General features: G+C 44.7%; 13 protein-coding genes. 9 read left to right on the top strand and 4 right to left on the bottom strand.

What is annotated here, in order from left to right; all coding sequences use genetic code 11:
- Nucleotides 1-55 precede the first annotated feature (55 nt).
- Nucleotides 56-358 (bottom strand): hypothetical protein, encoded by a 303-nt coding sequence (locus tag F6J99_RS09555; RefSeq protein ID WP_293112717.1) that lies wholly within the window; start codon nucleotides 356-358, stop codon nucleotides 56-58.
- A gap of 147 nt (nucleotides 359-505) precedes the next feature.
- Between F6J99_RS09555 and F6J99_RS09550 the strand changes: the two genes are divergently transcribed.
- The gene (locus F6J99_RS09550; protein ID WP_293112716.1) at nucleotides 506-1,162 is read left to right on the top strand and encodes a HEAT repeat domain-containing protein; all 657 of its coding nucleotides are present in this window, start codon (nucleotides 506-508) and stop codon (nucleotides 1,160-1,162) included.
- A gap of 839 nt (nucleotides 1,163-2,001) precedes the next feature.
- Here the strand turns inward: F6J99_RS09550 and F6J99_RS09545 are convergent.
- The gene (locus F6J99_RS09545; RefSeq protein WP_293112715.1) at nucleotides 2,002-3,279 is read right to left on the bottom strand and encodes a nucleotidyltransferase family protein; all 1,278 of its coding nucleotides are present in this window, start codon (nucleotides 3,277-3,279) and stop codon (nucleotides 2,002-2,004) included.
- 689 nt (nucleotides 3,280-3,968) lie between these two features.
- Here F6J99_RS09545 and F6J99_RS09540 point away from each other — a divergent pair.
- The 7 genes from F6J99_RS09540 to F6J99_RS09510 all read left to right on the top strand — a co-directional run bounded on the left by F6J99_RS09540 (nucleotide 3,969) and on the right by F6J99_RS09510 (nucleotide 10,673).
- Nucleotides 3,969-4,706 (top strand): 15,16-dihydrobiliverdin:ferredoxin oxidoreductase, encoded by a 738-nt coding sequence (locus F6J99_RS09540; protein WP_293112714.1) that lies wholly within the window; start codon nucleotides 3,969-3,971, stop codon nucleotides 4,704-4,706.
- Nucleotides 4,703-5,446 (top strand): phycoerythrobilin:ferredoxin oxidoreductase, encoded by a 744-nt coding sequence (locus tag F6J99_RS09535; RefSeq protein ID WP_293112713.1) that lies wholly within the window; start codon nucleotides 4,703-4,705, stop codon nucleotides 5,444-5,446. The genes F6J99_RS09540 and F6J99_RS09535 overlap by 4 nt, the downstream gene beginning before the upstream one ends.
- Before the next feature lie 549 nt (nucleotides 5,447-5,995).
- Nucleotides 5,996-6,730 carry a phycobilisome rod-core linker polypeptide gene (locus F6J99_RS09530; RefSeq protein WP_293112712.1) on the top strand — a complete coding sequence of 245 codons (735 nt, stop codon included), beginning with the start codon at nucleotides 5,996-5,998 and terminating at the stop codon, nucleotides 6,728-6,730.
- 549 nt (nucleotides 6,731-7,279) lie between these two features.
- A complete protein-coding gene (locus tag F6J99_RS09525; protein ID WP_293112711.1) occupies nucleotides 7,280-7,798 on the top strand; it encodes a phycocyanin subunit beta in 519 nt (172 codons plus the stop codon).
- Between the two features lie 382 nt (nucleotides 7,799-8,180).
- Nucleotides 8,181-8,669: a phycocyanin subunit alpha gene (gene cpcA, locus F6J99_RS09520; protein WP_293112710.1), complete on the top strand. Its 489-nt coding sequence runs from the start codon at nucleotides 8,181-8,183 to the stop codon at nucleotides 8,667-8,669.
- A 248-nt stretch (nucleotides 8,670-8,917) separates the two neighbouring features.
- On the top strand, nucleotides 8,918-9,754 hold the full coding sequence (locus F6J99_RS09515; protein ID WP_293112709.1) for a HEAT repeat domain-containing protein: 837 nt from the start codon (nucleotides 8,918-8,920) through the stop codon (nucleotides 9,752-9,754).
- Nucleotides 9,755-10,034: 280 nt separating this feature from the next.
- Entirely contained in the window at nucleotides 10,035-10,673 is a 639-nt protein-coding gene (locus tag F6J99_RS09510) for a HEAT repeat domain-containing protein (RefSeq protein WP_293112708.1), read from the top strand.
- Between the two features lie 11 nt (nucleotides 10,674-10,684).
- Here the strand turns inward: F6J99_RS09510 and prmA are convergent, their stop codons facing one another.
- Complete coding sequence (gene prmA, locus F6J99_RS09505) at nucleotides 10,685-11,578, bottom strand: 50S ribosomal protein L11 methyltransferase (protein WP_293112707.1); 894 nt, start codon at nucleotides 11,576-11,578, stop codon at nucleotides 10,685-10,687.
- 164 nt (nucleotides 11,579-11,742) lie between these two features.
- Nucleotides 11,743-13,323, bottom strand: a complete 1,581-nt coding sequence (serA, locus tag F6J99_RS09500; RefSeq protein WP_293112706.1) for a phosphoglycerate dehydrogenase — start codon at nucleotides 13,321-13,323, stop codon at nucleotides 11,743-11,745.
- 361 nt (nucleotides 13,324-13,684) lie between these two features.
- Here serA and F6J99_RS09495 point away from each other — a divergent pair, with 361 nt between their 5' ends.
- Nucleotides 13,685-14,191: a hypothetical protein gene (locus tag F6J99_RS09495; protein WP_293112719.1), complete on the top strand. Its 507-nt coding sequence runs from the start codon at nucleotides 13,685-13,687 to the stop codon at nucleotides 14,189-14,191.
- Nucleotides 14,192-14,339: the final 148 nt, after the last annotated feature.

Below are 14,339 nucleotides of genomic sequence, written 5' to 3'. Positions count from 1 at the left end.
TCCTCATAGGCAGGGCTTTCACCTGCATCCGATAGGTAGTTAGACTTTTCAGGTTTTATCCTGCGCAAGTCCCCAACTCATACCCCTTCAGTCGCTGAAGGCTCCTAGTTGGAACGAGCCGCACCCAGTTAAGCCCCCAACCTTGCAACGAACCTAATTTGTTATAGGTCAATGCTCTGGCAGTTCCACAAAGTCCCATAATCTCTAAAATCTGAGACTCATCCTGGCAGGCAACCACAGGAATGACCTGAGTATAGGTTTGTTTAGCTGTGGTTGCGTAAGCCAGGATTTTTTCCATGCTGACACCCCTAACCTTAGCGGCCTCTCCCATAGGAACTAAGTCGTCTAATCTATGCATAATTTTTAGTTAAGTAGTTATGCAGAGATTTAAGAAGATTTTAGGCGAACTGTGCAAGGGCTAGTTCACTTTACAGCAGTATACTCAATTATGATAATCTTTGATTAAAGCTGTTAAGAAATGTAAAAAAGCTGGCTCTGTAGTGCTATGGACATCCGCCAAATCGAAATCTCTCTCAAAAGTCCAAATGCTCAGGATCGCCTCAGGGCACTTACTGCTTTGAGAGAGTATGGTTCAGATGTAGCTGTTCCCCTACTTACAAGTAAACTCAAGGATCCAGAGTTTTTAGTGCGCTCCTTTGTGGCCATGGGACTGGGGAATAAACGGAGTGACGAGTCCTATGCTGCGTTGTTAAATTTGATGCAATTTGATACAGATCCCAATGTAAGGGCAGAAGCTTCCAATTCCTTGTCTAAGTATGGAGACGTGTCAATATCTCATCTGGTCACTACCTTTCAACAGGATGATCACTGGCTGGTGCGCCGTAGCATTCTTGCTGCTTTGGTGGAAATGTCTTGTCCAGAAGAACTCTATAGTATTTGTATTTGCGCCTTAGCAGGGGAAGACCCAACTGTTCGAGAAGCAGGAATTGATGCCCTAGGGTTACTGGCTGGTACTGTTAAGGAAACTGAGGCATTGCAACAAATGCTGGCTCTGAAAGATTCACAATGGTGGCGTATTCGGATGCATGTTGCTCGTGCCCTAAAACGATTTGATTCCCCCGATGCTAAAGCAGCATTGGCAGAACTCATGAAGGATCAAGAGCATCGGGTGGTAGCTGCTGCTTTAGATAGTTCTCTCTAGAGCATTGGTTTGGTGAACAGATTTAGGGAGTAGGGAGTAGGGAGTAGGGAGTAGGGAGTAGGGAGTAGCAAAGCAGCGCCTACCTGTGGGGGGAACCCCCAAGACCGCGCTGCATCAAGACATTGAATTTACCTAATAATGCTGAAAAATCCTATTTGACACTCCCCGCCTTGAAAGAGCGGGGATTCCTAGATCAACGAGCCGCCTTAAACCGCCGTATTCCTATTTTTAACGCCGTCAAAAATAGGACAGTACTTAAACCAAAAACCCGTCAAGACCAAGTTTTTAGTCAATTTACGACAGACCCAGAGGGCGATTCTCGCGATTGCGTTCGAGTACTTTTTACGTTGGAAGTGCATGTGCATAGTCCGTTGCTTCCATTTTCCTCAAGTTCCGGTGTGCCCCACCGTACCGTTTTTTTTCAAAACGTGATTTTTCTGGGTTCACACGTTAACTGTTAATTAACGATTGGGTTTTTAAAGAGGATTTTCCCTACCCTCTGGGCATTATTCTTTTAAGGTCAAGCAGTGGCGGATCTCTCTTCCGGTTGCACCTCGGTTTTTCAACCTGTACCCTATACTTTTAGTATACTCTGGCGCTAGAAAAGTGTCAACTTTTTGCTAAAAGTTTTCTAGGCGACTAAAGTCGCTAGTCACTTTCATCTCCGCTCGCTTTTTGGCGGAATTTTCAGTGTTAGGTTTTCTAATAAAAATCACAGATAAAAATTTCATACCAAGTTGCGCTCAAACGTACAACATTCTCTTCCCCCAATCTCCCCATCTCCCCATCTCCCCATCTCCCTATCCAACCAATCTACTATCTTTGAATGTAACTCGGTATCACAAGGAGTGCGGCTCGTTATGAGTTCTTAACATTGGTTGTATGCCATGCTTAATTAACAGCCGTATTATATGGATTGGATAATACAGGAAAGCCAGCACTCTAGGCAGGGAGAGTAAGTCCCAATCCGCTTCGTTCGGCATCAAGATAACAAACAAACTGTTTTTTAACCAATGGAGACAGTACATCACTCTGTCATGGAGACGCTCTCTCATGCTGAAGTAGAAGCGATGATTGTAGGACAAGAAAAAAGCCCAAAACCCTTTTGCTTCTGAGAGCTTAGGACCCACTTCAAGGTCACGGAAAAGCTGTGATCGTACTTGGATAGCGAGGGATTGGGAGACTGGTTGGGCTTGCAATTTATTTAAGACTATCTGTGGCAACGTGACTCCCAGCAAATCCCTGACTAGGCAAAGGTCAAGCAAGAGCATGCGTTCACAACCAAGCTTTTGAGCCTCGGCCAGTACTCTGCGCCAATCTAACTGGGGATGAGTACGGAGTAGTTCAGCAACGTCGCATAACTGAGCCAGACGTACACTCCAGTGACAACAGTCTTTGCCCAATTGCACACAGAGAATTAACAGCATCTGTTCTGGCGAGATAGTAGATACTGTCTTACCAGCAAGAGATAGAGGCTGAAGATGCGATCGCAAATACTCAAAATCTAATGGCAAACAGAATAAATCGGGTACAATCCCCTGGTGAAGGTCAATACAGACTCGACTCTTTTGATCTACAAAGTGATACTCCCAGCCTAGGTCTTTTTGCAATTCATACCCTTGAGACAGGAGTAATTCTTTAACTCTGGGGATGTCGTGCTTATCAACCAGGATGTCTAAGTCACCAAACTGCCGCAGCCCCACATTGCCGTAAACTGAAACAGCAAGGGTAGCCCCTTTGAAGGGGATAGCAGAAATGCCGTGTGTCTCTAGAAGAGTCAGGAGCTTGAGTAGTTTCTCAGTTAGAAATGTGTTGTGTACAACTAAGTGCTGGAAATAATTTCGGAGTTGTTTGAGGATGTTCTGGGGAACCAGGTCTGGGCAGGTATTTTTGAGACTATGGTACAGCAGCGGTAAGACTTTCTGACGGCGAGCTGTTTTGAGGAGATAAGTCCAGTCGATGTCTTGCTCAAGCAGTAAACGTTTGATAAACTTAGCAGTCGCTTCGTCGATGCTGGTTCGGACACAGTAGAGGAGTAACTGGAGTTCTGGTTTAGTCTGGAATTCTCGGTTAGTTATCGATACTGATGCTATAGTAGTTAATGGGGTTAAAGTCATCATCCAAAGTTAATCTAAAAATTCGCTCAAAAGTGGAAACCGCCATTATACATGTGGCGGATTTAATGGCACGTAAGACTGTAATTCTCCCATTTTGAAGGGAAAATTAGCGAATTACGGCTCAACGGTAATTAATTAAAATAATCTATTCAGTAATCTATTCAGTAATTGATTACTATTTACTTACTACTTACAGAAAAAACTGGGATTTTCAGTACATTTGACTAGTGAGTTTGCAAAGTTTTGATGAAGTACCTTGCCAGATAACACAATAACGATTAGCTTTTAAGTAATCCCTATTGACTGGCAGCGCTTTCCTTGCTAATGCTTTGACAGAATGGCAAGGAAAGCTTCCCCTTAAGCATTCAGTGGTCAGCGGTCAGCAGTCAGCTTTGTGGCACAGGCTTCCAGCCTGTGACTTCACTGAGATTAAACCAATGCTTACCTGTTTTATTCAAAAGCTGTTCCCCTAGCAGATTAGCTGAATGTTGAATGCTAAATGCTTACGCTTCCCCTTAGGTAGATTTGCGGATGGGAATTGGGGGGCTGAGTCAGGCAAATCTTAGGTTAGGCAAAGGTTAGATCAGCCAAATGTTAACGATTATTTCTTTGTCTGGGAGAAATGAGACAGGAAGTATCGCGATACTCTATGCTCAGTAAGGGTTTTACTATGTATACGAGCAATATAAATGTATCAGCCTTTCCTGGACTATCTGGAAAAAGAGCTATTCAAGCGGTTTGATTTAAGCAGTCAACCAATTCCCCCAGGCTTAGAACGCCAGGTAAGCGATCGCGCTAAACATCGGGCGATTATTCAAAGCTGGTGTTACCAATGCCCGGAATTGCGGAAGATTCGCTATACCTACATGGATGTTGGACCAGTCTCTCAAGTCTTTAACAGTGTGATGTATCCCAGTCACTGTTACGATATCCCTTTGCTAGGGATTGACTTCTTAGCCTTTGGCAAAAAGAAGATCCTGGTGGTTCTAGACTTTCAGCCATTGTTTAGGGATGAAGCGTATCAGGAAAAATACATTGAACCGATGCGAGTCATTCGCGATCGCTATCAGGACTTGGCACAAAACTTAGAAATGAAGTTTTACGATGCCAACCAATACTTCTCTAAGTATCTACTGTTTGCCAAAATCGATTCCCTAGAGACAGTGAAAACAGAAGTCTTTGAGGCTTACAAAGACTACTTGGCGTTATATTGGCAAATGGTGGAGCAAGCTGAGCCTCTAACTGAGCCAGAAGATATTGAGCGCATTGTTAAGGCACAGAAAGACTACGACCAGTATAGTGCCGACAGAGACCCAGCCCATGGTCTGTTCAGCAGCTACTTTGGTCCCGAGTGGGCAGAGCAGTTCTTATATGAGTTCTTATTTGAAAATGCCATGCCTTTAGCCGTTAGTCAAAGCCAAACATGACTCTCTATCAGCCGTTTCTAGACTACGCGATCGCATATCTAAAAGAGCGCCTTGATCTACAGCCTTATCCCATTCCCCCTGGGTTTGAAAGCAAATTCGCAACAGTGGGGAAAGGGAAAAAGCAGCAAGATGTCCTGACCACTAGTTATGCCTTTGCTGCACCCAAAATCAGACAAATTCGAGCGGCTCACGTCCAGGGGGGAGCAGCATTACAGGTACTCAACTTTGTGATCTTCCCCCACCTCAACTATGACCTCCCCTTCTTCGGCGCTGACTTAGTCACCTTACCTGGTGGACATCTGATTGCCTTGGATATGCAGCCCCTGTTCCGGGATGACCCAGCCTATCAAGCTCGTTACACCGAACCTATCCTACCGATTTTCAAGGCCCATCAACAGCATTTGCCTTGGGGAGGAGACTTTCCTGAGGAAGCAACACCGTTCTTTTCCCCAGCTTTCCTGTGGACACGCCCTAAGGAAACCGACGTAGTGGAAAATCGGGTGTTTGCTGCGTTCAAGGACTATCTGACAGCTTACTTGGATTTTGTGGATCAGGCAGAACTAATTACCGATTCTGAGCATCTCAAAGCCATCAAGGAAGCTCAACTGCGTTATCTGGGTTATCGTGCTGAAAAAGATCCAGCTCGTGGTATGTTTCAGAGATTTTATGGCAGTGAATGGACTGAGGAGTACATCCATGGTTTCTTATTTGATCTAGAGCGGAAGCTGGCAAAAGTTTAAGCTTAGGATGTTAAAAATTAACCTCAGTTCGATGTAAGAAAGTGGTTAGTTTTTTCAGGAGTCAGGAGTCAGTATCTTCGAGTCATAAGTCAGGACAAGACTACAGAATTGATGGGAATAATACAGAATTTTATTGTTGATAAAACTCTGATTAATTGCCAATGAACTGGTAAATAATTGATTTTGAATCTATTTATTATGACTCGAAGCTCCTGACTCGATACTCCTAAATTTTAGAATTTTTAACTAAAGGTGAAAGAGCTTAGCCAGGCCCCTAGCCATGATCTCAAAAGCGCAACAGTAGCCAGAAACAAATTTTTTTGATATATCTCAAATCCTTGTCTTGATTCAGCCCCTCCCCACTCGTGCTTTGCATCAAGACAAGGTTGTTTTAATGCGCGAAAGCTTACGTAATACTTAATACTTCATAGGTCGCTAAAATAACAAATTATGTCTTTTAATTAAGAACCTTTAAAAAAGTTAGGCTTGTATGAACCTAATCCCCTAATGTGTGATTGTGACTGAGGTTTACGATCATAGAGGTGATTAATGACAATTCCTTTGCTAGAGTATCCGCCCTCAAGCCAAAATCAGCGGGTCGCTGGATATGAGGTGTCCGGAGATGAGCAGCCGAAACTATACACTACAGCTAATCTGCTCTCTCCATCAGAAATGGATGATTTGATTAGGGCAGCCTATGGTCAGATTTTTAATGAACAACAGATTCTCAAAAGCAACCGCCAAACCTTTTTAGAATCACAGCTGAGGTTTGGTCAAATCACGGTGCGCGACTTCATTCGTGGTCTAGCAACATCTGAACCTTTTTGGCAGCGCAATTATCAGGCTAACAACAACTACCGTTTTGTCCAGATGTGTGTACAACGCATCTTGGGGCGTGATGTCTACAGCGAGCGGGAGAAGTTAGCCTGGTCAATAGTTCTAGCTACCAAAGGGTTACAAAACTTTATTGATACTCTGCTCGGTAGCGACGAGTACCTGGAAAACTTTGGTGATCACACCGTGCCTTATCAGCGGCGACGGATCATAGCCCAGCGTACTCAAGGCGATCTACCCTTTGCCCGGATGCCTCGTTATGGGGAAGACTATCGCACTCAACTGCAACAGCTGGGTTACTTCAAATACCAACCAATTGGTTTCAAAACCTATTATCCTCCTGCCTCAGTGCGCTTTGTAGCAGGAGTACTCACTAAGGCAGGAGCTGTAGTCTTACTTGGGGGAACAATTGCGATCGCCTTAGCCGCCTGGGGTATTATCAGCCTGTAGCTGTGAGTGTAGGTTTGATAAGAAATGTTACTAACCTGCTAACGGCTAGACCAATTAGCTGGAGTAAACAGCTTAGCTGTGTCTTGAGCAGGAAGTAATCAACCAAGAGGCTTCCAGCACCAAGGTGGAGCGAATCCACAGGGTCGCCATAGCAAGCCAGTTCTGATCTGCCGTTGCAATCAGACATAAAAAAATCTTAAACTCTTAACAAGATGTAACGAATAAAGGCTCGACATCATTGTATAAAAGTTACCTGAAGGGTAAATAGTGACAGGCGAAAGCCAACCAACCGGTTGACACACAGCATTCCTAGGTCTCTCACCAGAACGTGAAGTTTTGTAATTTTTATTAACGATCCGTTTTGAACCCAACTTATGGGACAAACACTAGGACAAAGACCAAAAAAGAGAGATAGGAGTATTAGCTGTGGCTGGAGCATGTTCTATGCCTTTCCCGTTTCAAACTGCTTGATTCAGTTTGATTCAGTCTGAGTCTGTTTAACTGAAGCCCGTTTTGAAACAAAACCAACTAACCTAGGAGATTCCGTCAATGTTTGATGCGTTTACTAAGCTTGTTTCGCAGGCTGATGCCCAGGGTCAATACATTAGTGCTGACCAACTAAGTGCTCTTAGCGCTATGGTGAAGGACAGCAACAAGCGGATGGATGCAGTTAATCGCATTACCAGCAACTCTTCCACCATTGTGGCTAACGCGGCTCGCTCCCTGTTTGCTGAGCAACCCCAGTTGATCAATCCTGGTGGTAATGCCTACACCAGCCGTCGGATGGCTGCTTGCTTACGCGATATGGAAATTATCCTGCGCTATGTAACTTACGCCATTTTTGCTGGTGATGCTAGTGTGCTGGAAGACCGCTGCCTGAATGGTCTGCGGGAAACCTACCTAGCTCTGGGAACTCCTGGTGCTTCAGTGGCAGTGGGTGTAGAAAAGATGAAGGACGCTGCGATTGCGATCGCTAACGACTCCAATGGCATCACCCCTGGTGATTGCACCTCTCTGATGGCTGAAATTTCCAGCTACTTCGATAAGGCAGCTGGTGCGGTTGCCTAAAAAACTGAAGGTTAGTAAAAGCTCATCGAAAATGTCGCAGAGTCTACCAAAAACTGTTATGATTTGTTAGACCTAAATTAGGGTAACACTGACAGGGATTATTATGTAACTTAAATTAAAGCCGAAAACCAAGGGTTTAATAGTTGCGCTCTCTATCCCGGTGGAACCAACTGTTTTGACATTTTTATGGCGCTTGCGGGATATTCCGTCAGAGCTTTGGGAGATACCCCCTGGATGCTATTGCATCTTGCATTGGCGAGCTAAGGTCTGCCTTTGGTAGACTTTGGTAGCTAAAAAGTATCGGCATATCACTTGCTGTCTAACAATCACAACTTCAAACGTTTTTGAAAACTTGACAAAATATTAGGGAGATACCTAGACCATGAAAACCCCGCTTACAGAAGCCGTCGCTGCTGCTGACGCTCAAGGTCGTTTTTTAAGTAATACAGAAATCCAGACTGCCTTCGGTCGATTCCAGCGGGCTACAGCTTGCTTAGAAGCGGCAAAAGCCTTAACTGCTAAAGCCTCAACCTTGACTGAAGGTGCAGCCCAAGCGGTGTATAATAAATTCCCTTACACCACTAGCATGCCTGGATCAAACTACTCATCTGACAATACAGGTAAAGCAAAATGCTCCCGTGATATCGGTTACTATCTGCGTATGGTTACTTACTGCCTAGTCGCTGGTGGTACTGGACCGATGGATGAGTACTTGATTGCTGGTTTAGATGAAATCAACCGTACCTTCGAGCTGTCTCCGAGCTGGTACATCGAAGCCCTCAAGTACATCAAGGCTAACCATGGTTTAACTGGTCAGCCTGCTAATGAGGCAAATAACTACATTGACTACGCTATTAACGCCCTGAGCTAATTGCTCTTTTGGCCTGGAAAGGTCAGCAGGTGTTAGCAAAAACTAGCATCTGCTGACCTTTCCGGGCATTGTTTTGTCTATACAGTTTGTGTATCTGGCTTGTCTATCTAGGAAGGTTCCATTACCTGAGTTCGATGTAATAAATTGGCAGGTTTTTTGAGGAGACAGGAGATTTAATTGAGTCTTATCCTCCCTGATCAAAAAAGTAATTAAAATGAAACTTAATACGTTTAAATTAAGAAGTTTAAATGTTGCAGCCTAGTCTTGAAAATTCTGTTGAGACTGATAACTCTGATTCGTTAACTGTAGAGCAAGCGATCGCAAATCTAAAAGGAAACGACCAGGGGCTTCGCTATTATGCAGCATGGTGGCTAGGAAAGTTCCGAGTCCGGGAACCACTGGCAATTGATGCCCTAATCGCTGCGCTAGAGGATCAGGACAACCAGACAGAATTAGGAGGATATCCTCTGCGCCGGAATGCTGCCAGGGCCCTGGGCAAACTAGGAGACCATCGAGCTGTGCCTGCGCTGATTAATTGTTTAGACTGCTCCGATTTTTATGTTAGGGAAGCAGCGGCACAGTCTTTAGGGATGTTAGGGGATCGTTCCTGTATTCCCAAGCTGATCAAACTCCTAGACGGAGGTTTAGAAGCAGCCCAGCCTATACCCGGAAGTCCCCACCTGACACAACCTTACAATGCCGTGATCGAAGCCTTGGGGGAGCTTGGTGCTATCGAAGCGATTAACCTAATTGAACTATTCCTAGAGCATCCTAAGGAGTTGGAACAGTATGCCGCCGCACGGGCGATGTACCAGCTAACTCAAAACCCTACTTATGCTGAACGTTTAATCAAAGCTTTGAGTGTTGATCAAGTGCTACTGAGGCGGGCAGCTCTTTCGGATCTCGGGGCAATTGGTTATTTACCAGCAGCAGATGCGATCGCTCAGACCTTGGCAGAAAATAATCTTAAGCTACTCGCCCTCAAAGGAATTCTAGAGCATCACTTAGAAAACCATCCCAGTGATGGTTGCCACCTATCGGAGACGGCAATTAGAATTATAAACTTGATCGATGGTCTTCTATGAAGTGTGAAGGATAAAGTATCAAAGATGAAGAAGCAAGTATGAAATAATTTTATCTAAAATTTTATCTAACTATTTATAGAAGCATTACGTCAAAACTGGTAGGTTTTGATACTTTTATCTTTTGCTTTAAACCTACCACTATAAAACCCAAAGGGCAAACAACTTTTAAGGTTATATCATATCAGGATAATTACCCTTAATAAAAATCTTCTCATCTCCCCATCTCCCCACACTCCCCTAGATTATCGGTATTCAACCAGACTTGATATTAGACCCCTTCATGACCAACACAACCCGAGAGCAAGAATTAATTCGAGCTGTGGAAGAGGCAGATTCTGCCTATAACTTAGTAAAAGCAGTAAAAGCCCTGGCTAATGCACGTTTAGAGGCTGCGATCCCCACTTTAATTGCAGTTCTTAGCTACAATAACCCAGGTGCAGCAGGAGTAGCTGCCGGTGGGCTAGTGGGATTAGGTAAAACAGCAGTAGCGCAATTGCTAAACCTAATTGATGACTATAACTACGGAGGTAGAGCCTGGGCAATCCGCGCACTAGCAGCAATTGGCGATCCTAGAGCCTTCGATACCTTAATTGAAGCTGCTGAAAGTGACTTTGCTATGAGTGTCCGTCGAGCTGCTACGAAAGGTCTGGGCAGCCTGGACTGGGAGGATATGCCTAAAGATAAAATTCCTGCTGCCCAAGAGCAAGCGTTTAAAACACTACTGCTAACCTGCCAAGATACAGAATGGGTAGTTCGTTATTCTTCCGTAGTAGGATTGCAAGGTCTAGCTACTGCTGTAGTGGTCACCTATCCAGATCTGGCTGAGACTATCAAAACTCATTTAGCGCAAATGTTCAAGACTGAAACCGATGTAACAGTGGGCACCCGTATCCAACTGGCTATCCAACAACTTGCATAAAGAATAACTAATCAGGAACGCCGAATATTAAAACAACACCAATCCTGATGCTTCCAGAGGGTGGCGACAATCCAGTTATTTTGTTCTAGGCTATCAGCAATCGGTTTAACCTGATCTAATAATACACCACTGATAACTCCCCAGCTGGTGGGTTTCACAATAGCATTCATTAGTGGAATTAAATCAATAATCACCTCTGCCAGAATATTGCAAAGGATTCCATCTACTGCTTGACCATTAGTAAGCTTAGACAAGGTTTCTAGACTACCCTGTTCTACTACCAGATCCTGGTCAGACATGTTGTTAAGAGAGCGGTTGTTGCGGGCAGCACCCACTGCTAAGGGGTCAATATCCACCCCATAGACCTTTTTAGCCCCTAACAACACCGAGGCAATGGAGAGAATTCCCGAACCACAACCAATATCCACTACCACATTCTCCTGATCACCGAAGCCTAGACGCATCTCTAATGCTTCCAGGCATAACTGAGTGGTGGGATGGGTACCTGTGCCAAATGCTGCTCCAGGATCAAGGCGTAACAAGATCCGTTCGGAAGGGTCTGGTAAGGGTAGCCAGGCGGGATAGATCAAAAAGCGATCGCCAACTTCTTGGGGTTCCCAGTATTGTTTCCAACTACTTGCCCAATCTTCCTCATCAATCAGGTGCCACCGAGTTATCGGTACTGGCAGCCCTACAGTAAGGGCATCCTGATTTACCCAAAGGGCAAGGGCTGCCAAATCCAACAGCTGTGCTTGTATTTGGGGTAAGTGAGCAAGCACTAGTTGAGAATGTCCCTTAAGCTGGCTGGACATTCCTCGACAACCAAACTTTTCTAGTCGCCAGAAGATTAAATCCTCTAAGGCAGAGTCGCACAAAATTTGAATTTCCCACCAGCTGTTTGCCATATCTTAGTTCCGAGGTCGAGAGTGCTGAGTTTAAGAGTGGGGAGTCAGCAGGGGGAGATACATGGTCCTTCGTTAAGGATCAAGATTGTTTGTACCTATAACCTTTTCCCCATATTCAGCACTCAGCACTCAGCACTCAGTACTGAACGTATTCAGTACTTAACTTATAAAGTTACCGTGTGAGCATCCCTGATCCCTGGCACCTTCATAATCTCTGTTAAAACTCCCTCTGGTAAGGGGTCATCTAGACTAAGAACCATAACTGCGTCACCCCGCACAATTTTGCGACCCACCTGCATACTGGCAATATTGACATTAAAACTACCCAGCAGAGAGCCAATTTTACCAATAATTCCCGGCATATCCCGGTGTACGGTAAACAGCATATAGTGAGTGGGAGGAACATTAATCGGGAAGTCGTCGATACTGGTAATGTGGATTTCCCCATCATTCAACAGAGCACCCGTTACAGAATGTTTCCCCATGGAACCAGTGGCTGATAGATGTATGGACCCAGAATAGTCTCGCATCGAAGCATCCCTGGTTTCAATTACCCGAATGCCCCGCTCTTTTGCCTCAATGGATGCATTGACATAGTTTACCCGCTCTCGCAGTGCCTGGGAAAGTAAGCCTTTGAGGGCAGCAACCACTAAGGGTTGGCTTTCGTTGGTAGCTAACTCTCCCTGTAATCGGACATCAAGTAATTCAATGCGTCCCCCCGCCAGTTGAGCAACTAGCTTACCCAGAGTTTCTGCCAACTCCATGTATGGTCTGAGTTTTTCAATCACATTGGGTGACAATCCAGGAATATTAACTGCTGAACGGGCGGGTAAGCCTAAGAGGACATCCCGAATTTGTTCGGCTACATCAACAGCAACATTAACTTGGGCTTCTGCGGTAGATGCCCCTAGGTGGGGGGTCAAAACTATTTCTTTCCCCAATTCACGCAAGGGGGATTCTCCTAGTGGTTCTGATTCATAAACATCCAATGCTGCACCAGCAATCTTCCCCTCTTTTAGTGCCTTAGCCAGAGCTTCTTCATCAATAATGCCTCCTCTGGCACAGTTGATAATTCGGGCAGTTGGCTTCATCTTAGCAATGGCTTCGTCATTAATCAGATGAGCGGTTTCTGGAGTTTTGGGGATATGCAATGTGATGTAATCAGACTCCTGCAACAGCAAATCCATCTCGACTAAACGACAGCCTAGCTGTTCCGCCCGTTCTACCGAAATGAAGGGGTCATAGCCCAGCAACTTCATTCCCATTGCTCGGGCGACAGTTGCTACATGGGAGCCAATTTTACCCAAGCCAACTACACCAAGGGTTTTTTTGTAAACTTCTGTGCCAATAAAAAGCTTACGCTGCCACTTATTGCTTTTAACTGACTGATTGGCATCGGAGATATGGCGAGATAGGGCTAGCATCATCGCCAGGGCATGTTCGGCTGCAGCTATAGTATTCCCTTCCGGAGAGTTAACAACTACAATCCCATGACGAGTTGCTGCTGGGATATCGACGTTATCAACCCCAACACCAGCACGACCGATGATCTTGAGTTGCTTGCCCGCTTCAATTACCTCTTGGGTAACGCGGGTGCCAGAACGAATCATCAGAGCATCATAGTCTGGGATAATTGTCAATAGTTCTTCCGGTGATAGATTCGGATTGAAATTAACCTCAGCAACTTGGGAAAGGATATCAATGCCAGCTTGATCAATTGAGTCAGAAACAAGAACCTTAGACATGACCAGGAGATAGGTTAATGGGCTATACACACGGTGCTGGAGCTATTCCATGGGAAACTAAGATCAACCCCAAGAGTACTAGAGATGAACCATCATCCAATAGCACTTAACTACAAAAAAATGTAGTTGAACAGGTCTATTTGTTCACATTCAGTAGCTTTGACCGCAGTATGCTATCTTAACTGCAAAGGTATCCCTGGATAGCTACTGATCTAAAAGATTTTAAGTTTCCCCCATCTTTGATAGAAAATTTATCAAAACTCTAACCTTTGAAAGCCCCTGTGCTTGAGGCGGGGGCTCAAAACGAGCTCAAGAAAGAGTTCAAGTAAACTTTACATCTACATAATCAGCACAAGTGGCGATGAAATATGTGATTGCTGTATTCCCCAACCGCATTAAGGCAGAAGAAGCTTATACTGCTTTGGAAAAAGAAGAGTTACCTATGGATCGAGTAAGTATCTTGGGTAGAGGATATAAGAGTGCTGATGAGTTTGGATTCATTGACCCCAAACAACAGGGAATCAAGGGAGCCCGACGAATGGCATATTGGTTGCTTCCCTTTGGATTTGCGGCGGGTTATCTGTTCAATGTGCTAACTGAAATAAAACTGTTTGGCTTCTCTAGTGAAATTGGTAATCATCTCCTGGGAGGGGTATTTGGTGCGATCGCAGCAGCAATGGGTAGCGTTTTCGTTGGAGGTGGGGTTGGGTTGAGTCTTGGTAGTGGTGATGCATTGCCTTATCGCAACCGTCTGAATGAGGGAAAATACTTAATTGTTGTTCAGGGATCCGAGAGTTTGACAGAGCTAGGCACTAAAATTCTGCGTCAGTTTCAGCCAGAGACTATTCAACGGTATGAGTTCCTCTAGACTATATAAGGGTTGCGCAATTATTTTGGGGGTAAAAATCCCAAAGGCGCAAAGAGGGCAAAGTAACAAAGACTAAATGTAAATAAAAATAAATAAAATTTAAGAAAGATAACTTTTAGAGTTAGTCATGGGTAATAGATAGTATGCG

The sequence above is a fragment of the Moorena sp. SIO4G3 genome (assembly GCF_010692305.1).
In the GTDB taxonomy this organism is placed as follows: domain Bacteria; phylum Cyanobacteriota; class Cyanobacteriia; order Cyanobacteriales; family Coleofasciculaceae; genus Moorena; species Moorena producens_A.
This window is presented reverse-complemented; position numbering and strand designations above follow the sequence as displayed.